The sequence below is a fragment of the Paenibacillus sp. FSL R7-0272 genome (assembly GCF_037969905.1).
Lineage (GTDB): Bacteria > Bacillota > Bacilli > Paenibacillales > Paenibacillaceae > Paenibacillus > Paenibacillus polysaccharolyticus.
In genome coordinates, this window is the sequence record NZ_CP150221.1 from 5,829,158 (window position 1) to 5,847,310 (window position 18,153).

The 18,153-nt window shown below is 46.9% G+C and carries 19 protein-coding genes; all 19 read right to left on the bottom strand.

The genetic code is table 11. The features are described 5' to 3' along the window. Positions 1 to 4: 4 nt before the first annotated feature. The 19 genes from MKY23_RS25630 to wecB all read right to left on the bottom strand — a co-directional run bounded on the left by MKY23_RS25630 (position 5) and on the right by wecB (position 18,127). On the bottom strand, positions 5 to 841 hold the full coding sequence (locus MKY23_RS25630; RefSeq protein WP_339833120.1) for a flagellar hook-basal body protein: 837 nt from the start codon (positions 839 to 841) through the stop codon (positions 5 to 7). 86 nt (positions 842 to 927) lie between these two features. Further along, positions 928 to 1,812 (bottom strand): flagellar hook-basal body protein, encoded by an 885-nt coding sequence (locus MKY23_RS25635; protein ID WP_154959363.1) that lies wholly within the window; start codon positions 1,810 to 1,812, stop codon positions 928 to 930. Between the two features lie 103 nt (positions 1,813 to 1,915). After that, positions 1,916 to 2,914 carry a rod shape-determining protein gene (locus MKY23_RS25640; RefSeq protein WP_090922887.1) on the bottom strand — a complete coding sequence of 333 codons (999 nt, stop codon included), beginning with the start codon at positions 2,912 to 2,914 and terminating at the stop codon, positions 1,916 to 1,918. 220 nt (positions 2,915 to 3,134) lie between these two features. Next, positions 3,135 to 3,422, bottom strand: coding sequence for a sporulation transcriptional regulator SpoIIID (gene spoIIID / locus MKY23_RS25645; RefSeq protein ID WP_024632710.1), 288 nt, complete (start codon positions 3,420 to 3,422; stop codon positions 3,135 to 3,137). A gap of 171 nt (positions 3,423 to 3,593) precedes the next feature. Continuing rightward, positions 3,594 to 4,331, bottom strand: coding sequence for a M23 family metallopeptidase (locus MKY23_RS25650; protein ID WP_090922885.1), 738 nt, complete (start codon positions 4,329 to 4,331; stop codon positions 3,594 to 3,596). A 375-nt stretch (positions 4,332 to 4,706) separates the two neighbouring features. Then, positions 4,707 to 6,101: a stage II sporulation protein D gene (gene spoIID / locus MKY23_RS25655; RefSeq protein WP_339833125.1), complete on the bottom strand. Its 1,395-nt coding sequence runs from the start codon at positions 6,099 to 6,101 to the stop codon at positions 4,707 to 4,709. Between the two features lie 470 nt (positions 6,102 to 6,571). Then, positions 6,572 to 7,918, bottom strand: a complete 1,347-nt coding sequence (gene murA / locus MKY23_RS25660; protein ID WP_090922882.1) for a UDP-N-acetylglucosamine 1-carboxyvinyltransferase — start codon at positions 7,916 to 7,918, stop codon at positions 6,572 to 6,574. 521 nt (positions 7,919 to 8,439) lie between these two features. Beyond that, positions 8,440 to 8,697, bottom strand: coding sequence for a DUF1146 family protein (locus MKY23_RS25665; protein WP_090922880.1), 258 nt, complete (start codon positions 8,695 to 8,697; stop codon positions 8,440 to 8,442). A gap of 648 nt (positions 8,698 to 9,345) precedes the next feature. Further along, on the bottom strand, positions 9,346 to 9,750 hold the full coding sequence (locus tag MKY23_RS25670; RefSeq protein ID WP_090922878.1) for a F0F1 ATP synthase subunit epsilon: 405 nt from the start codon (positions 9,748 to 9,750) through the stop codon (positions 9,346 to 9,348). 63 nt (positions 9,751 to 9,813) lie between these two features. After that, entirely contained in the window at positions 9,814 to 11,217 is a 1,404-nt protein-coding gene (atpD, locus tag MKY23_RS25675; RefSeq protein WP_090922876.1) for a F0F1 ATP synthase subunit beta, read from the bottom strand. Positions 11,218 to 11,312: 95 nt separating this feature from the next. Continuing rightward, complete coding sequence (gene atpG / locus MKY23_RS25680; RefSeq protein WP_090922874.1) at positions 11,313 to 12,185, bottom strand: ATP synthase F1 subunit gamma; 873 nt, start codon at positions 12,183 to 12,185, stop codon at positions 11,313 to 11,315. Positions 12,186 to 12,315: 130 nt separating this feature from the next. Beyond that, positions 12,316 to 13,830, bottom strand: coding sequence for a F0F1 ATP synthase subunit alpha (gene atpA / locus MKY23_RS25685; RefSeq protein ID WP_090922872.1), 1,515 nt, complete (start codon positions 13,828 to 13,830; stop codon positions 12,316 to 12,318). A 16-nt stretch (positions 13,831 to 13,846) separates the two neighbouring features. Continuing rightward, positions 13,847 to 14,395: a F0F1 ATP synthase subunit delta gene (locus MKY23_RS25690; protein ID WP_090922870.1), complete on the bottom strand. Its 549-nt coding sequence runs from the start codon at positions 14,393 to 14,395 to the stop codon at positions 13,847 to 13,849. Then, positions 14,392 to 14,880: a F0F1 ATP synthase subunit B gene (gene atpF, locus MKY23_RS25695; protein WP_090922868.1), complete on the bottom strand. Its 489-nt coding sequence runs from the start codon at positions 14,878 to 14,880 to the stop codon at positions 14,392 to 14,394. Before atpF ends, MKY23_RS25690 begins: the two co-directional genes overlap by 4 nt. Before the next feature lie 113 nt (positions 14,881 to 14,993). Beyond that, the gene (atpE, locus tag MKY23_RS25700; RefSeq protein WP_090922866.1) at positions 14,994 to 15,218 is read right to left on the bottom strand and encodes a F0F1 ATP synthase subunit C; all 225 of its coding nucleotides are present in this window, start codon (positions 15,216 to 15,218) and stop codon (positions 14,994 to 14,996) included. Between the two features lie 74 nt (positions 15,219 to 15,292). Further along, positions 15,293 to 16,111, bottom strand: coding sequence for a F0F1 ATP synthase subunit A (atpB, locus tag MKY23_RS25705; protein ID WP_090922864.1), 819 nt, complete (start codon positions 16,109 to 16,111; stop codon positions 15,293 to 15,295). Positions 16,112 to 16,158: 47 nt separating this feature from the next. Further along, positions 16,159 to 16,536 carry an ATP synthase subunit I gene (locus MKY23_RS25710; RefSeq protein ID WP_090922862.1) on the bottom strand — a complete coding sequence of 126 codons (378 nt, stop codon included), beginning with the start codon at positions 16,534 to 16,536 and terminating at the stop codon, positions 16,159 to 16,161. After that, complete coding sequence (locus MKY23_RS25715; protein WP_090922860.1) at positions 16,529 to 16,783, bottom strand: AtpZ/AtpI family protein; 255 nt, start codon at positions 16,781 to 16,783, stop codon at positions 16,529 to 16,531. Before MKY23_RS25715 ends, MKY23_RS25710 begins: the two co-directional genes overlap by 8 nt. 186 nt (positions 16,784 to 16,969) lie before the next feature. Beyond that, complete coding sequence (gene wecB / locus MKY23_RS25720) at positions 16,970 to 18,127, bottom strand: UDP-N-acetylglucosamine 2-epimerase (non-hydrolyzing) (protein WP_308722726.1); 1,158 nt, start codon at positions 18,125 to 18,127, stop codon at positions 16,970 to 16,972. Between the last annotated feature and the right edge of the window lie 26 nt (positions 18,128 to 18,153).

Here is an 18,153-nt window from a genome sequence, read left to right on the forward strand (position 1 = left end):
ACCTTTATGCTCTCATATTATTGGCAAGACCCGCCATGGAATCACTAGACGTAAGTGCCCGTGCCGCCAGTTGATAAGTCCGCTGACCTTGCATGAGCAACGCCATCTCCTGTGTCATATCTACGTTGGATTGCTCAAGGAAACCAGTGCGGATCGATGCCTGAGGTACACGTGTTGCTGCATTAACCCCGAATACGTCATTCTCGGTTAACCCAGCACCCAAACCAAAGAGGTTGTCCGCTAATTGCACAAGTCCTTCAGGACGCTCAATATCCACCATCTGTAGCTGTCCCCTAATTACGGCGTTGCCGTTGCCCTGACGCACGAGCAGATTACCTTTCTCATCAAAAGCAACTGTGCTGTCTTTCGGAGCAGTAACGGGCTCTCCCTGACGATTCAGAGCTAAATTCCCATCCCCATTGACAAGCACCATCAGGTCAGGATCGTTCGGATTCGCTTTTGGACGCATATCAGGCACAAAGTGGAATGCACCTTGACGTGTCCATACTTTCTGACCATCTGCCTGAACAGCAAACATCGCATTGCCCTCAATAGCTAGGTCTGTCGGGTTACCTGTCTCCTGCATGCTACCTTGGGACATATCTCTGGTGAGATTGACCAGACGTGCTCCAAAACCAAGGTTATACCCCATCGGTGTCGAACGCCCATCCTGCTTATACTTGTCATCTTGTTGCTGTATACGAGTCAATACATCTTCAAAGTTTGCCTGTTTACTTTTATAGCCTGCCGTATTCACGTTGGCAATATTATCGGAAATGACATCCAGCCGTTGCTGAATCGCAGTCATCGACACCTTGGCACTAATCATGGAATTATTCATGCGGTGATTTTACCTCCCCTGCTTTGCTCCGCAAAGGGCTTATCGCCCATCACTACGCGGTAATATGGTTACAATTACAATTGGCGTTAGACACGACCAACTTCGTTAACAGCCTTTTCCAAACTGCGGTCATAGAACTGAACGACCTTCTGGTTTGCTTCGTAGGCACGAAATGCCGCATTCATGTCAACGGTAGCCTGAGAGGCGTCTACATTCGACCCTTCCAGATAACCTTGATGAATCTGCACAATATCAGTAGCATTCATCGTCCGAGCCGTTGCACCATTATCTTCATTCAGACTAAAATTACCGTCACCTTGACGAACAAGCTGATTCGGCTGGTCAATAATACTGATTCCAAGCGTAACGCCTGTTGGAACACCTGTAACCGCATTAACAAGGCGGCCTTGCTCATCCACTTTAAATTGCTCCACAGAACCTGTCAATACAACCGGTTGCCCATTACTGTCCAGCACCTGAGAACCGGTAGAGCTGAGAAGTTGCCCTGTTCCATTAACATCCAGATGACCATCACGTGTATAACGCGTGTTTCCCTGTGCATCTCGAACCGTAAAGTATGCTTGCGGCTGGTACGTGACCGTTCCATCTGCTCGTACAAACTTGCCGGAAGCATCAAACCGAATGGGTTGATTGGTCTGCGGATCATTCACACTCAAATTCGATGAGATTGCAAAATCACTTGTACGTTTCGTTTCCATAAGAGCGCCTTGAACATTCATGGATAAGCTTTCCTCAGCGAATACGCCCGAGTTGAGTTTGCCCAGCCGCTTTGTTGGAAGATTGGCATCCCCGCCCGTTAAAGTAATGAGCATTTCCGGGAAGGAGCGGTTTACGCTATTCACCTGTTTGTATCCCGTTGTGTTCATATTTACGATATTCTGTGTAGCAGTGTCGTGGCGGCGTTGCTCTGTAATCATTCCCGCAGCAGCGGTGTACAGACCTCTTAACATGAATGAACCCCTCTCCTTAAACGCTTGTCCCTGCAACGCAGGTAGCTGTTTGTCCGTTCTGTTCACCTTTTCGGTGAACCTGCCTGCTTTTTATATCGGCAAACTAGAATTTTTTCTTAACTACTTGATCCAAATTATTCAGCATAATGCCTGTTCCTTTTACAACGCAGTGCATCGGATCCTCTGCAACCCATACCGGAACATGCAATTCATTGGACAACAGTTCATCCAATCCGTTCAGCAATGCACCTCCACCAGTCAAAACGACACCACGGTCAATAATGTCCGCAGACAGTTCAGGTGGTGTGCGCTCCAGTACCGACTTGGCCGCAACGATAATGGATTGCACGGAATCCCATAGCGCTTCCTGCACTTCACTACCTGACACAGTAACTGTAACCGGCAGACCGGTTACCATATCACGGCCGCGAACATCCATCTCAGCTTGAAGACCCGCAGGGTTAACGGTACCAATTGCGATTTTGATATCTTCGGCTGTACGTTCTCCGATCATGAGTTTGTATTTTGCTTTAATAAACTTGATAATCGCTTCGTCGAACTTGTCCCCCGCAACTTTAATAGAAGAGGCGGTGACTACGTCGCCCATAGACAGGACTGCAACGTCAGTCGTTCCGCCGCCGATATCCACGACCATATTGCCGCTCGGTTGGAAAATATCCATACCTGCCCCGATCGCAGCCGCTTTCGGCTCTTCTTCCAGAAATACTTCTTTGGCACCGCTGCGCTCCGCTGCTTCGCGGATGGCCTTCTGCTCTACAGAAGTGATATTCGTTGGTGCACAGATCAAAATTCGCGGGTGGCTGTACCAGCTTCTTGCCCCTACACGACTAATGAAATGTCTAAGCATGGCTTCCGTAATTTCGAAGTCCGCAATAACGCCATCGCGCAGCGGTCTAATGGCAACAATGTTACCCGGCGTACGCCCCACCATACGACGCGCCTCTTCCCCGACAGCAAGGACCCGCTTCGTATCGCTTTCAATGGTCACGACGGAAGGTTCATTGAGAACAACTCCGCTTCCTTTCACGTGAATAAGCACGTTTGCCGTGCCAAGATCAATACCGATATCCTTGCTAAACATAAAAGAGCCCCCAAAGTGATATTATTTGGTCAGCGTATCCTGTGAAAAAGTGTCTCTTATCACGTCACCGCTCGTTCGACAAAGTGCAACATATATATGTAAAAATCGGGCTGATAAGATGTCATAATTCGATCCTGTACCAGCTTTTAACATATCATACTTCAGGGGAGGGATTCAATCCATGCTGTGAGCTTTTTGGCCTAGTTCTCAAAGAACTTGCTTATGATTTGGCGGAAGCCAGCACCTCACGTTTTTTTCCACTCGTTTTTTTGTACTTGATTTTGGTCGCTTCACCGCCCCGCAAATGACGGATCGACTTATGGTATTCCAAAATGTGTTTCACCTGGTCAGCAAGATCAGGGTTAATTTCCGGCAGACGCTCCGTCAAATCCTTATGCACAGTACTCTTTGACACGCCGAATTCTTTGGCAATGGTACGGACCGTATTTCTCGTCTCAACAATGCAGCGACCAATTTTGATGGTCCGTTCCTTGATGTAATCGTGCACGCTCCCGCCTCCCTACTGTGTGGATAGTTTGGTACATTATATGAGGAGCATGCCTATATATTCGCGGTTTAGAGGTGTGACAAGCTTCGAAGGTCCCATTATTTTCTGAAAAGCATAAAAAAAGCAGAGGTTATTCACCCCTGCCCATGATGTTAGTGCGGTAAAAATCATTTATTTTTCCGGAAGATATCCTTGCGGGTTTACAGGCTGACCATCTTCATAAACTTCAAAGTGAAGGTGATTTCCTAGGTTTTTTCCAAGCTCACTCACACCGGCAGATGCAATCGCATCTCCTTGCTTCACTTCATCGTCCTGTTTTACTTTGACGTCCGCAAGGCTTTGGTATACGGTTTTCAGGTTATCGCTGTGAGTAATCTCCACCACTTGACCTGTAAGCGGATTTTGCTCAACACGTGTAACTTTACCGCTGAGTGCTGCTTTGACTTCAAATGATTTGTTATCACCGCGTGCCAGATCGACACCCGTATTCGGAATAAATGTGTCATTGTACTGCACCATCGCTGCTTCATGCTCTTCACTTGAAGCCTCGTTGTCATAGAATGGTTTCACAACCGAGATCTCGGAAGGAGATGCTACTGGCCAAACAAAATTTTCCGACTTTGCAACAACTTCCACACTTTCCTGATCCCCACCTGTAACGGCTCCCTCGTTGCTCGCTGCGCCTGTTTCTACTGATTCTTTAGGAGAGTCCGGGTTCAGCGCTTTGCCGCCTGTTCCCTGATAGACCCACACTAGAGTTAGTATAATGCCTGCTGCTGCGATGTAGACTGCCGGGAAAACCCAACGTTTGGACATTGCTTTTCTCCATGAAGAGGGCTGAGCTGCCGGTACTCCTTGAGTTGTTTTAGGAGTTTCTTCTTGGATTGATTTTTTGTTGTTTTCATTCATCTTGATCACCTCAGTAACAAGTGTTACCGGGTGCAACTCTTTTATACACGCGCGACTCTAAAAATTTTCACGCAGCTTTCAAAGAATGCTATATATGTTAGAGATCAGTGTTCATCCGTGCACCGCTTCGGGGCCAGAAAACCTTTCGACCGCAGGTTACTACAAGATTTCTTCTATCTCCTTTTTCAAAGGTGAAATCCGGTAGTAAAGGCAAGTTTATGCTTCCGATGCAGCTTTTTTTTCAAAAAGCTTTCAGCTTCACTTCTACAGGTCTTTTCTGTCCCCTGAGCTCTCCGTATGCTCTCACTTTACTCATATATAGCCAAATCTTAAAAGCTCCGGAACGGGAGGTTGGTAGAGAACCACTCACTATACTCACTTCCCCTGCTTTGAGGCTAGCATCTTGGATGCCTGTCCGAAAGAGATTCCCGTGTAATAATGCTTCAGAATCTCGGTAGCCGTGTGCCCCTCCTGCGCCATACCATTTGCTCCCCATTGACTCATACCCACTCCATGGCCGTAACCATACGTTGTAATCTGCACTTCATCGCCTGTTGTTCTCCAGCTGAACTGGCTGGATCTGAGTCCGAGGCGTTTACGGACTTCCGGACCACTGAACGTTTCACCTGCAATCTGCATTTCTTTAATACGATGCCCCTTGGTCGTAGATAACACTTTGATCCAGGAACCATTCTTATCTGCTGACACCGGAATTGCATCCAGGTTCATTTTCTGCAAAATTTCACTGCGCTTCATCGTAATTGTTTCTTCAAAACCTGGTGCAAGCTGTTTATCCCAGGGGCTAGCTACACTTTTCAAATAGGGAACAACATTGCCCCACACATCCTCTGCATTTTCCGTATATCCATTGCTGGTTGAGAAAAAGGATGCTGTGATCGCACGACCCCGATACGTCATAACTGCGTCGCGGCTTTCACGAACGGCCTGCTGAAGTTTTTTCCATTCCTTCGCTTTACCTAGCCTTGTCCAGTCTGCCTTGACCTGATCGGGTGGAATGAAGACCTGATGACTAATCGTATCCGTGACATCTGCTGTGCCTGAAGGTACGCCACTTGTATCATTTGCAGCAAGTCTTCTCACGATAAATGTGCGAGCAGCTATCGCTTGTGCTTTTAACGCTTCTAACTCGAATTCAGCTGGCATCTCAGCAGCAACTACTCCCGTCACATATGTCTCAAGTGGTAATTCCAACGTTGTCCCGGTAGCAGACAAGTAAACACGCACATTCGGCTCAGGATAGCTTACAGGCACAGCGGGTACAGGATTAGGAGACTGTAGACCGGTACCAGAGTCCACACCTGTAGGAGCAGGCGTAGATTTTACCTGTTCTCCTGCTCGCGGCCACACCAGGATGACCGGAATGCATATCGCCAGAACAAGCAGTGCTGATACCGCTACTGCGGGCTGCCAACGCCCAGGGTGGCGTCCCCAGCCGTGACGGTGACCGAATGCACGCATACGACGACGTCTGACCTTACGAAACGCATCCAACTCAATAAGCGGGATATTTATATGCTCTGTAGTTTCCTGTTTCAGTTCCTCCGTAGACAATCCCCTACGTTTAGCATGTATCGTTTCTTGCTTGCTCCCCATTACGATTTGCACCTTTGCCATCTGTAACGGGGCACCTCTCTTCTTCTCAGGATTCAACCTGTCTTTCTCTGCATCCTGAATTAAATTCTCCTCTGATCCCTGCATTCCGGGCCGCGGGGCAAGAGGTACTTTTAGTTGTACACGAGCTTCTTTCATCCGTGATACCCCTCCGTTGTCGATGACCAAGTCATGGCTGGTTTTTTCTCAAATCCATAGTTTAAGATATGAGTTCACTCGATCTGATAGAACCGGATTTAAGAGAAACGCAAACCGTTGCTATTTAATGAGCACCTTTTCCTTTGTATGAGTAGATACCTGAAAGCATTGCTACTACGCGGTTTACACAGTGCATCCCGATCATTGGGTATGGAACACCCGCTCTTTCATATGGTCAAAATAGATATAAGCCTAGATGTTATGTTATACAAAGTTAGGATCAGGTATTAATAGAATCAGGTCCTTAACAGACCATCCTCATATATCGTTTGAACTTGTAAAAAGAACAAAAAAAGCCAAGCCCGGAGGCTCAGCTTCATCAAACGGATACGATACGTTTGATCTTGTTCCTGTATTCTCCACAGTAGGGTAGCTATACAGAAATAACGCTATGTGATATAAACGAGGGTTTACACCCAAGTTGGTTGTACTTTAAACATAGGAACTTCTTCCTCAACCTTTTCGCTAGGCGCCTTAACTGCATCCAGCTTAGGCTCTTCCACCGAAATTCGGTAGATATCTGCCCCGAGGCCATTTAACTTTTCTGCCAAATGTACATAACCACGGTCGATGTGATGTACACCACCTACCTCAGTTGTGCCTTCAGCGACCAAGCCAGCAATGATCAGAGCAGCCCCTGCACGCAGGTCTGTAGCTGTCACTTTAGCACCTTTCAGCTTAGCATTGCCTGTAATGATGGAGGATCTTCCTTCAACTTTGATTTCTGCGTTCATCAGTTGGAACTCATCAACATGCATAAAGCGGTTCTCAAAAACCGTTTCAGTCACAACGCTAGTTCCTTCGGATGCCAGCAACAAAGCCATCATTTGGGATTGCATATCTGTCGGGAATCCTGGGTATGGTAACGTTTTGACATCCACTGCTTTGAGTGGACGGTCTGCAATAACACGCACGCCATTCTCGTCAGGCTGTACTGTTACACCCATTTCTTCAAGTTTAGCAATAACGGAGCCCAAGTGATCAGAGATCGCACCTTCAACGTATACGTCACCACCAGAGATTGCTGCGGCAGCCATATACGTTCCTGCTTCAATACGATCTGGAATTACCGTATGCTTAACACCAGACAGTTTCTCAACGCCTTCGATACGAATAACGCCCGTACCGGCTCCGCGAACCTTTGCACCCATCCCGTTCAGGAAGTTAGCCAGATCGACAATCTCAGGTTCTTTCGCCGCATTCTCCAGAACCGTAACACCTTCGGCCAAAGTTGCAGCCATCATAATATTTTGAGTGGCACCTACAGAAGCCACATCCAGATAAATTTTCGCCCCGCGCAACCGTCCTTGGCTACGTGCTTCGATATAACCTTGGCCCAAGCTAATCTCGGCTCCCATGGCTTCAAACCCTTTGAGATGCTGATCAATCGGTCGTGTACCGATGGCACATCCCCCAGGCAATGAGATTCTTGTTTTACCCAAACGCGTCAGCAAAGGCCCCATGACCAGAAAAGACGCCCGCATTTTACTAACCCATTCATACGGGGCTTCACAGGAAGTAAGGTTCTCCGCATTTACGGTAATCACTTCGTCCCGGTATGTAACTCCCGCTCCTAGCGATTCCAACACTTTGTTAATCGTCATCACATCGTCTAGAGGAGGTGCGTCAATAATAACGCTTTGTCCTTCTTCCCCTAAGAGAGAGGCAGCGATGATCGGAAGAACAGAATTTTTAGCGCCGCTAACTTTGACACTTCCGGTCAACCTTTTGCCACCGCGGACGATAAATTTGCTCATCATGGTTCCCTCCGCGCTTTTATTCCCTTTTCCTCATTCCGGAATACGTAAGCCCCACTGTGATAGAAAGGACTGTTGCTGTGTGTGGAATTTCGACATATTCTGGCATGTAAGCACAGATGTCTGATCAGAAAAGAATTGGTTTGTATAATTCATATCGATGATACCATGTGTACTGTACATCCTGCTTTATGGCTTGAAAAGTCATTAAAAAGGCCATCTTAGCATCAGAACAGACCAATTGGGATGGTTTTTAGCCGGTAACTACCGGATATCCCCTTTATAACCTACATAATTAGTGAAAAATTGTGAATTCCCTAACTTCCATCATAACATTGTTGAATTGTTCGATACAAGCATTTTTTACATAAACAATTCAAATTTGGTCAGTTAAACGTTCACATTTCTTTCTTATATTTTGGCCGACAGCTCATACTCTAATTGTTAACACAATTAATCGATGTTATTCGACAATGAGCTGCTTGAAGAACCTAACAGATGATTAACCAACCATCTCAACATTAAAACAAATTTCTTAACATTTGAGTCCAGGACAAATAATCAATAACAAAGCCAGCAACGGCATGCCCTAGAATAATGGCCAGCAACAAATGTAACAGTCTCCCCTGAGGACCTTTCGGCTGTCTGATCACTAAATCCAATTTCAGATTTTGCAATGACCACCATGTAATCGCTATACATATAAGAGAAACAACAATTGAGATCAGGCTGTTTGTGCTCAATGTCTGGTTCACCTGATTCGCCAGATCATTACCCATATCTTCTTACCTCCACCTTGATTGTTGCAGCGATCGGCATATCATATGCCTAATCCCCATAACTTGTTAGTACACAGGAATGAGCGAAAACCAGAAAAACATCTCTGTTCTACTGTCAGGTCCCCCTCGAATTGACAAGATCTCTGATGCCTACCTGATCAAGCAACAACAATTCAACTCTACAAGATGATGGACATCTAGCGCCCTACTTCCTGCATCTGCTGACTCTAAGGAATATAGGCTGTTTCACTATTACTTGTCAACTACATTGATTTCCACTTCAAAAAATATTTTAATTTTTATCCGCCAGTAATGGGTGACTAAAACGACATAAAATAGCGTTATAACGATATCGATTCTGTCATTTCCTCGGAAATAATTCTACTGAATCTCGTAAAATTAGTTCTATCAGGGTGATATGCCCATACTACTTAAGTCCTACATCTTATTCACCTGATCATTGAAATGTGAATCTAATTATTTGAAGCTATTCATACTATATAAAGAGATAACTCTCTAACGTTCAAATCCATAAATAGCGTAGTGGCAATTCATCATCGTATTCCACTTTTTTTATTTCTATCATTATTTCTTCATAAAAGAGTAAAAGAACCCGGCAGACAATGCCGCCGGGCTCCATAAGTTACTTTATTTGCCGAATACGTTGATCCGGTTAACCGCTTTTTGCAAAGCAATCTCTGCACGACGGTGATCAAAGTGATCCTGGTTGCTTTGGCTGGCAAGCCGGCGTTCTGCCCGCTCTTTGGCCGCACGCGCACGATCCACATCGATGCTTTCCGGGAATTCGGCACTCTCTGCGAGTACAACAACCTTATCTTTGCGGACTTCGATAAAGCCGCCGCCGATGGCGACTTGCTTATTCTCTTTTCCGTTTTTGATCGTGATCGGTGCAATCTGTAAAGGTGTGACCATCGGGATATGACCAGGGAGAATCCCCAGTTCCCCTTCAATACCGCGAGCGATGACGCTATCCACTTGCTGTGAATAGACGAGACGCTCAGGCGTTACGATCTCCAACAAAAAGGTGCTCAATTCCATCCCTCCTGAAACTATCCGAAGGATAGCTCGCTTCATAAGGACAATCCTGGACTCAGATTATACCAGTGTTTTAGCTTTCTCCACTGCCTCTTCAATCGTACCCACGAAGAGGAATGCTGCTTCCGGCAGATCGTCATGCTTGCCTTCGAGAATCTCTTTAAAGCTGCGCACTGTTTCTTTAACCGGAACGTATTTACCCGGAATACCGTTAAATGCTTCAGCAACGTGGAAAGGCTGGGACAAGAAACGTTGAATTTTACGCGCACGATATACGAGCGCTCTGTCTTCTTCGCTGAGCTCGTCCATACCCAGGATTGCGATGATATCTTGAAGTTCATTATAACGTGCCAAGATACGTTTAACGCCTTGTGCGACACTATAGTGCTCTTCGCCAACAACTTCAGGAGACAAGATCCGGGAGCTGGATGCGAGTGGATCTACGGCTGGGTAGATACCCATCTCGGAGATTTTACGCTCCAGGTTTGTTGTTGCATCCAAGTGAGCAAACGTTGTTGCAGGAGCCGGGTCAGTATAGTCATCCGCAGGTACGTAGATCGCCTGGATGGATGTAACCGATCCTTTTTTCGTTGAAGTGATACGCTCTTGCAATTGACCCATTTCTGTTGCCAGCGTAGGCTGGTAACCTACCGCGGATGGCATACGTCCAAGCAAGGCAGATACTTCTGAACCCGCTTGGGTGAAACGGAAGATGTTATCGATAAAGAGCAACACGTCACGGCCTTCTTCATCACGGAAATATTCCGCCATGGTCAAACCTGTGAGGGCTACACGAAGACGCGCGCCTGGTGGCTCGTTCATTTGTCCGAAGACCATTGCTGTTTTGTTGATAACGCCGGAATCACTCATCTCGTGATACAAGTCATTACCTTCACGGGTACGCTCACCAACACCGGCAAATACGGAGATACCGCCGTGTTCTTGCGCAATGTTGTTGATCAATTCCTGAATGGTTACCGTTTTACCTACACCGGCACCACCAAACAGACCGATTTTACCACCTTTTGCGTAAGGAGCCAGCAAGTCGATAACTTTGATACCTGTTTCAAGCATTTCCGCTTGGGTAGTCAATTCATCGAATGCAGGAGCAGAGCGGTGAATCGGGTTTTTATGTTCAGATACAACTGTACCGCCAGTATCGATCGCTTCGCCGAGTACGTTAAATACACGGCCCAGTGTCGCTTCACCGACAGGTACAGAGATTGGAGCTCCAGTATCTACGGCTTCCATGCCACGTACGAGACCGTCCGTGGAGGACATCGCGATACAACGTACACGGTTGTCACCCAGATGTTTCGAAGCTTCGAGTGTAAGATTTACACTCACACCGCTCTCGTTTACTGTAGTGATCGTAATGGCATTGAGGATTTCCGGCAGACCGCCGCGATCAAACTCGACGTCAACAACCGGACCCATGATGCTCACAACGCGTCCTTTGTTCATCTTAACGTTCCCCTCCTACAAGCCTGCTACTTTGGCAAAAATAAAATTCCGTTCGTTCATTTTTGCAGTGCAAGCCTTCATTAAATAAAAAACGGTTAGCCTTGTGCTGCGTTGGCACCTGCCACAATTTCCGTAATCTCCTGCGTAATCGCTGCTTGACGGGCACGGTTATAAGTCAATGACAGATCGTTAATGAGTTTCGATGCATTTTTGGTTGCATTACCCATTGCTGTCATCTTCGCACCCAGTTCACTCGCTTTACCATTCAACAGTGCACCGTAGATCAATGTTTCCGCATAACGCGGAAGCAAAACTTCCAGCACAGCCTCAGCTGACGGTTCATACTCGTAGCTCGCAGTCGGTCCATCCGCAGGAGTTAACTCAGGTGTTTCCATAGGGAGAAGTTTCTCCATTGTCGGAATCTGGGTCAACGCATTTACAAAGCGGTTATAACAAATGTACAATTCATCAAAATCAGCCAGTTCAAATCCATGAACTGCCTCATGAGCGATGGATTTGATATCTGCGAATGAAGGTGAGTCCGACAGATCTGTAGTTGTGGAAGCCATAGCTATTTCGCGTCTTCTGAAATAGTCACGCCCTTTACGACCAATAACGAATAATTCGTACTCGTCCTGGGAGTTGTGACGCTCTTTCAGAGTCTGACTCACCTGACGCAGAACGTTCGCATTGTATCCACCTGCAAGACCCCGATCTGACGTAATGATCAGATACGCTGTCTTTTTGACCGGACGGCTTTCCAGCATCGGGTGCTGGATACCTTGGGTACTGGAGGCAATGCTCGCCACAACTTCTTTCAACTTCTCTGAATAAGGACGTGCGGCCTCTGCTTTTTCCTGCGCTTTACGCAGTTTTGCAGCTGCAACCATCTCCATTGCTTTGGTGATCTGCTTTGTGCTTTGTACGCTTTTAATTTGCCGCTTAATTTCGCGCATGCCTTTTGCCATGATTTCACCACCTTAAAGTTTTGACATAGTCAAAACTACTTCGTAAGCATATTCCTGCTTTGACTGAGTCAAAGTTTTGCATGCAGACATGCGGAATCGGTTAGACAACTCCGCAGCTACAATCATCTATTTAGACAGAGACTGCGAAGCTCTTTCTGAACTTCTCGATTGCACCTTTGAGTGCATTTTCATTGTCTGCTGTCAATTCTTTCGTTTCACGAATCGATCCCAGAATTTCCGGGTGGTTGCTCTCCATGAACGCAAGGAACTCATGCTCAAAACGAGTAACATCACCTGTTGGAATCTCATCAAGGAATCCTTTAACCGCAGTGTACAAGCTGACAACCTGTTGTTCTACAGGCAACGGCTGGTTAACACCTTGCTTCAGAATTTCCATCATACGTGCACCACGATTCAGACGAGCCTGAGTCGCTTTATCCAGATCGGAACCGAACTGGGAGAACGCTTGAAGCTCACGATATTGAGCGAGGTCAAGACGCAGGGAACCTGCAACCTTTTTCATCGCTTTGATCTGAGCAGAACCACCGACACGGGATACAGAGATACCAACGTTGATCGCCGGACGTTGTCCAGCATTGAACAAGTCAGCTTCCAAGAAGATCTGTCCATCCGTGATGGAGATTACGTTCGTTGGAATATAAGCAGATACATCGGAAGCTTGTGTTTCAATGAACGGCAGTGCGGTTAAAGAACCACCACCCAGTTCATCGTTCAGCTTCGCAGCACGCTCCAGCAAACGGGAGTGCAGGTAGAAGACGTCACCCGGATAAGCCTCACGGCCCGGTGGACGACGGAGCAACAAGGACAACTCACGATAAGCAGAAGCTTGTTTAGTCAAGTCATCATAGATAACCAGGACGTGCTCGCCTTTATACATGAAATACTCACCCATCGAACAACCGGAGTACGGTGCGATGTACAAGAGTGGTGATGGATCGGAAGCTGCTGCTGTTACAACAATGGTGTACTCCATTGCGCCTTTACGACGAAGAGTTTCCACAACTTGTGCAACCGTAGACTGCTTCTGACCAATAGCCACATAGATACACTTCATGCCGCTACCTTTTTGGTTCAGGATCGCATCAATGGCAATTGATGTTTTACCTGTTTGACGGTCACCGATGATCAACTCACGTTGTCCGCGACCGATTGGTACCATTGCATCGATGGCTTTAATTCCTGTTTGCATCGGCTCATGAACGGATTTACGATCCATTACGCCTGGTGCTTTACCTTCAACCGGACGGAATTCCGTTGTAGCGATTGGTCCTTTGCCATCCACTGGAATACCAAGCGGGTTCACGACACGTCCAATCAATGCTTCGCCTACAGGCACCTGCATGATTTGACCAGTCCGTTTCACTTGGTCGCCCTCACGAATATCATAGTAAGGTCCCAGGATAACGACACCGACATTGCTTTCTTCTACGTTCATGGCGAGGCCCATTACACCGCTTGGGAACTCAACCAACTCGTTGGACATGACATTCTCGAGTCCGTATACACGGGCGATCCCGTCACCAACCTCAATAACTGTACCAACTTCGACTACATCGATATCAGTCTTATATTGTTCAATCTGACTCTTAATTAATGTACTGATTTCTTCTGGTTTGATACTCAAGTGTCCTCACCCCAATCTACTGTACTCGTCTGTTAAAAGACTGCTCAAGACGTTCGAGCTTGCCAGCCAAGCTGCCGTCATAGATCGTATCGCCAATGGCGACTTTCAATCCGCCCAGCAGTGCAGGATCAACAATGTTCTCGATACGGATCTTTTTATTCACACGGCCACCGAACTCACGGGCTACCGCTTCTTTCTCTTCTTCCTTCAATGCATAGGTCGAGTATACGCGAGCATCGGCGATTCCAAGGGAATCCCCTTCGATTCTCACATAATCATCCAACAGGTCTTGCAACAATTCCACGCGGCCACGCTCAATCAGAAGCAAAACCGTGCGAAGGACAGGTTCGGACACTTTGCCATCAAGGCTTGCATGAAGCACATTTCGCTTGGCTTCATCAGAGATGTTTGGAGAAACAATAAATTTGATAATCTCTTGATCTCCGGTTAATCCACTGACAACGGCACGCAGTTCCTGTTCAACTTCAAGCACTTGCTGCTGCTGAAGAGCAACTTCGAACAATGCTTTTGCATAACGCTTGGCAACAATCGTATCGCGGCTCATTGTCGGCCCCCTACCTCATTGAGGTATTGGTTCACAAGTTCCTCTTGTGCTGGACCGTTCTCAACTTCTTTTTTGATCAATCTGGAAGCAATCTGAACGGAAGCAGTACCCAGTTCGCTGCGAAGAGCGGCAACCGCTTTGTTCTTCTCGCTCTCAATTTCACGTACAGCATCGTCTTTGAGACGAGTTGCTTCAGCTTTGGCATCAGCCAGAATAGATTCAGCCTGCTTGCCACCCGTTTGTCTGGATTGTTCAATAATGTCGTGAGCTTCTTTGCGCGCTTGTTCCAGAGCCTGTTTTTGCTCCTCCACATAAGCAATCGCCTGTTCCCGAGTCTGAGCAGCCTCATTCATCTGGCTCATTACGAGTTCACGACGCTTTTCCATGATGGAGAACAACGGACCGAAAGCATAACGGCTAAGCAGCCAGTATAAAACCAAAAATGCGATAATCGCAAGAAGCGTATTTTCCCATAAGAAACTCAATCTGTTCACTCCTTCCTGGAGGTATCCTAAACCGTTATCCCTTACAGGATAAGTTCCTAGCTAAAAAGAAGGCGCGGAGGGCTACAGCCTTCCCCGCCGTACTGTGTTATGTCTTAAGCAGCACCGTAGAACATGAATGCGAGTACCACACCGATGATCGGCAATACCTCGATCAAACCTACCCCGATGAACATTGTTGTTTGCAGTGTGGATTTCGCTTCTGGTTGACGCGCGATCCCTTCCACTGTTTTGCTGATTACCATACCGTTACCGATACCTGCGCCGAAAGCGCCCAATCCTGCAACAATTGCTGCTGCGATTAATGCCATTGCTCCCATTTGTATATCCTCCTTAAAATTATAAATCAATTTTATTGTTCAGCCTGATGGAGAGATCCCCGCAGGTCTAAAACTTAATGTTCTTCGTGCGTTTCGATGGTCTGTGAAATGTACACCATCATTAGAATGACGAAAACGAAAGCTTGAATCCCGCCGATAAAGATACTGAAACCTTGCCACACTGCAAGTAGCGGTATTGCGAAAATAGCGCCCAGCACTTTAAAGCTGGTCAGTTTGAGGATGGTTGCAATCAGCACCTCACCCGCAAAAATATTCGCGAACAAACGCATGCCGTGCGTGAGCAACTTGGACGCGGTCTCGATAATATTAATCGGAAGGAACAACGCGTACGGTTGCACATAGTGCTTCAGATAACCTCTAGTGTTCTTGAACAGTCCAAGTCCATGTGCTACGAGGAAGGCTACAAGAGCTAGTCCCATCGTTACGGACAAGTCAGCTGTTGGTGATTTGAACCAAGCCAGCTCGATATGTGGATGCGCTTCTGGGTCCTTCGCGTGAGCCTTTTCATAAGCCTCAACCGCTGTAACGATTGGTTTCCCGAAAACGGTAGCTGCATTAACATCCTTAACATCGGTAACGGCCTGGAATGGAAGCCCAAGCATATTTCCTACGAAGATGAACAAAATCATCGTAAGTGCGAGAGAAATAAAGTGTTTGCCTTTCTTCATGTCCATCGTACTGGATATCAGATTACGAACGAACTCAACAGCCCACTCCATAAAGTTTTGCAGCTTTCCCGGATTATCCACCGACAGGTTCCGTGTAGCGATGATAGCAAATATGAAGACAATGGCGCTGGTTACAATCAACATCAATAGTACGGACAAGTCCAGATGAAATCCACCAAGCATAATCACTGGAGCTTCATGCATATTTTTTTCTCACCCCTTTCTCTACCTGAAAGTTACCACACTCAAAATCACTCTGCTTTGCGGGACATGATGATCCCTATAATTAATAGGGAAAATTGCGCAATGGCCAGACCGCCTGCAACCGCATATGTATTGAAGTACTGCGGAAAGCGCATCGATATGTAAATACCAAGCACTGCGAGCGCCGCTCTTGTCAAAAATCCCAGGTTCACACGCTTCAGATTACCTTCTGCCGCATCATCGGACATCTTCCTCACCTTGTAGCCCAGGTAAAATGCATTAATCAAACTGATGCTAACACCCAGGGCCAGTCCCAAAGCAATCGTTTCCAAACGAGGTGCAAATGCAGCCGTCAGAAAACAAATCATGAGAATGTACATGACGGAAACGGTCATCCATCTGCGATATCTGGCTAGTTCACTCATCACTTTCCCCCATGAATTTTTTAGCAATAAAGTAAATGCTTACCCCGCCTGCCGCAAGAAAAAAGAGAACGCTTACGGCGATCCATATTCCGTTGCCTCCAATGGTCCTGTCCAACCACGAGCCAGCGTAATATCCGGCAACAGCGAGCAAGGCAATCTCGATCCCAAAAGCTGTCACGAGCCCCATTGCTTTCCAGACCTTATCATCATGGTTACGGGATGAATTTGGTTTGTTCGAATCGGCCATTTTCCACGCCACCCTTGCAATCCCAGTTAATTTTACTGAATGATGAGAGCCTTTGTCAATTGATTGATTTTAGCGTTTTAAAGGGAGAAACGACGGGTCTACAGCTTAAGAAAGCCCATAAACCCGCGTAAACCGTACAGTTTAACTGTATGCTATCCCCTCTATAAATCCAACAGAAAATGTGAATTATTTTTTGAACTTTCTGTGAAATGATTCCGGACGCTCACTTTTTACGCCAAAATGGTGCAAAATCGCATTGACAATTCTTTCCGAAGCATGTCCATCACCGTATGGATTAGCAGCTTGGCTCATGCTTGCATACAGTTCTTCATCCGTAAGCAGAGCCTTGGTCCGTTCATATACACGTTCCTCTTCTGTCCCTACCAATTCCAGCGTACCTGCTTCGATGCCTTCCGGGCGCTCTGTAGTATCGCGCAATACAAGAACAGGCACACCAAACGAAGGCGCTTCTTCCTGCAAACCGCCTGAATCAGTCAGGATCAAGTGAGTGTGCGGGTAAAAGTTATGCAAATCCACTACGTCTAGCGGATCAATTAACTGAATACGGGGATGATTCCCCAAAATCGCGTGAGCCGGCTCCTTCACAGCAGGACTAGGGTGCACCGGGTACACGATGGCAATATCTTCAAATTCGTCAGCAATACGTTTGACGGCCTGGAAAATGTTGCGGTGAGGCTCGCCTTGAGATTCGCGGCGATGAGCAGTCATCAGCACCAGGCGTTTGCCTTGGGCCCAATCAAGTACCGGGTGTTTGTAATCCTCCCGTACTGTATATTGAAACACATCTGTTACCGTGTTGCCTGTGACGTAGGTACTAGACTCCGGTTTATTTTCCTTGGCAAGATTGGAAGAAGACCAGTCCGTTGGCGCAAAATGCAGATCGGCCAAAACACCCGTCAGCTGGCGGTTCATCTCTTCCGGGTATGGTGACAGCTTATTCCACGTCCGCAGACCGGCTTCCACGTGTCCGACCTGAATCTGTTGCAGGAAGGCTGCATAGCTGGCTACAAATGTAGTCAACGTATCACCGTGAACGAGCACGATATCTGGCTTGGCTTCACGCAAAACCGGCTCCAGACCGCCAAGAACACGAATGGTGATTTCGTTCAGGGTCTGACGATCTTTCATGACATCCAGATCATAATCGGGATGAATGTCGAAAACTTCAAGAACCTGATCCAGCATCTGGCGATGTTGCGCAGTTACGCAAACAATCGACTCAATAGAGTCGGGATGTTTCTGCAATTCCAGAATCAGCGGAGCCATCTTGATCGCTTCTGGGCGCACCCCGAAAATAGTCATCACTTTAATTTTTTTGGACATTTGAGCAAAGCTCCTTTTCTAATCCG

What these genes read in the sequence shown, in the direction of transcription:
- MKY23_RS25630 (WP_339833120.1), bottom strand. Translation starts at nt 841, where the DNA reads ATGAATAATTCCATGATTAGTGCCAAGGTGTCGATGACTGCGATTCAG.
- MKY23_RS25635 (WP_154959363.1), bottom strand. Translation starts at nt 1,812, where the DNA reads ATGTTAAGAGGTCTGTACACCGCTGCTGCGGGAATGATTACAGAGCAA.
- MKY23_RS25640 (WP_090922887.1), bottom strand. Translation starts at nt 2,914, where the DNA reads ATGTTTAGCAAGGATATCGGTATTGATCTTGGCACGGCAAACGTGCTT.
- MKY23_RS25650 (WP_090922885.1), bottom strand. Translation starts at nt 4,331, where the DNA reads ATGAATGAAAACAACAAAAAATCAATCCAAGAAGAAACTCCTAAAACA.
- spoIID (WP_339833125.1), bottom strand. Translation starts at nt 6,101, where the DNA reads ATGAAAGAAGCTCGTGTACAACTAAAAGTACCTCTTGCCCCGCGGCCC.
- murA (WP_090922882.1), bottom strand. Translation starts at nt 7,918, where the DNA reads ATGAGCAAATTTATCGTCCGCGGTGGCAAAAGGTTGACCGGAAGTGTC.
- MKY23_RS25665 (WP_090922880.1), bottom strand. Translation starts at nt 8,697, where the DNA reads ATGGGTAATGATCTGGCGAATCAGGTGAACCAGACATTGAGCACAAAC.
- atpD (WP_090922876.1), bottom strand. Translation starts at nt 11,217, where the DNA reads ATGAACAAAGGACGCGTTGTGAGCATCATGGGTCCGGTTGTTGACGTC.
- atpG (WP_090922874.1), bottom strand. Translation starts at nt 12,185, where the DNA reads ATGGCAAAAGGCATGCGCGAAATTAAGCGGCAAATTAAAAGCGTACAA.
- MKY23_RS25690 (WP_090922870.1), bottom strand. Translation starts at nt 14,395, where the DNA reads ATGAGCCGCGATACGATTGTTGCCAAGCGTTATGCAAAAGCATTGTTC.
- atpE (WP_090922866.1), bottom strand. Translation starts at nt 15,218, where the DNA reads ATGGGAGCAATGGCATTAATCGCAGCAGCAATTGTTGCAGGATTGGGC.
- atpB (WP_090922864.1), bottom strand. Translation starts at nt 16,111, where the DNA reads ATGCATGAAGCTCCAGTGATTATGCTTGGTGGATTTCATCTGGACTTG.
- MKY23_RS25710 (WP_090922862.1), bottom strand. Translation starts at nt 16,536, where the DNA reads ATGAGTGAACTAGCCAGATATCGCAGATGGATGACCGTTTCCGTCATG.
- MKY23_RS25715 (WP_090922860.1), bottom strand. Translation starts at nt 16,783, where the DNA reads ATGGCCGATTCGAACAAACCAAATTCATCCCGTAACCATGATGATAAG.
- wecB (WP_308722726.1), bottom strand. Translation starts at nt 18,127, where the DNA reads ATGTCCAAAAAAATTAAAGTGATGACTATTTTCGGGGTGCGCCCAGAA.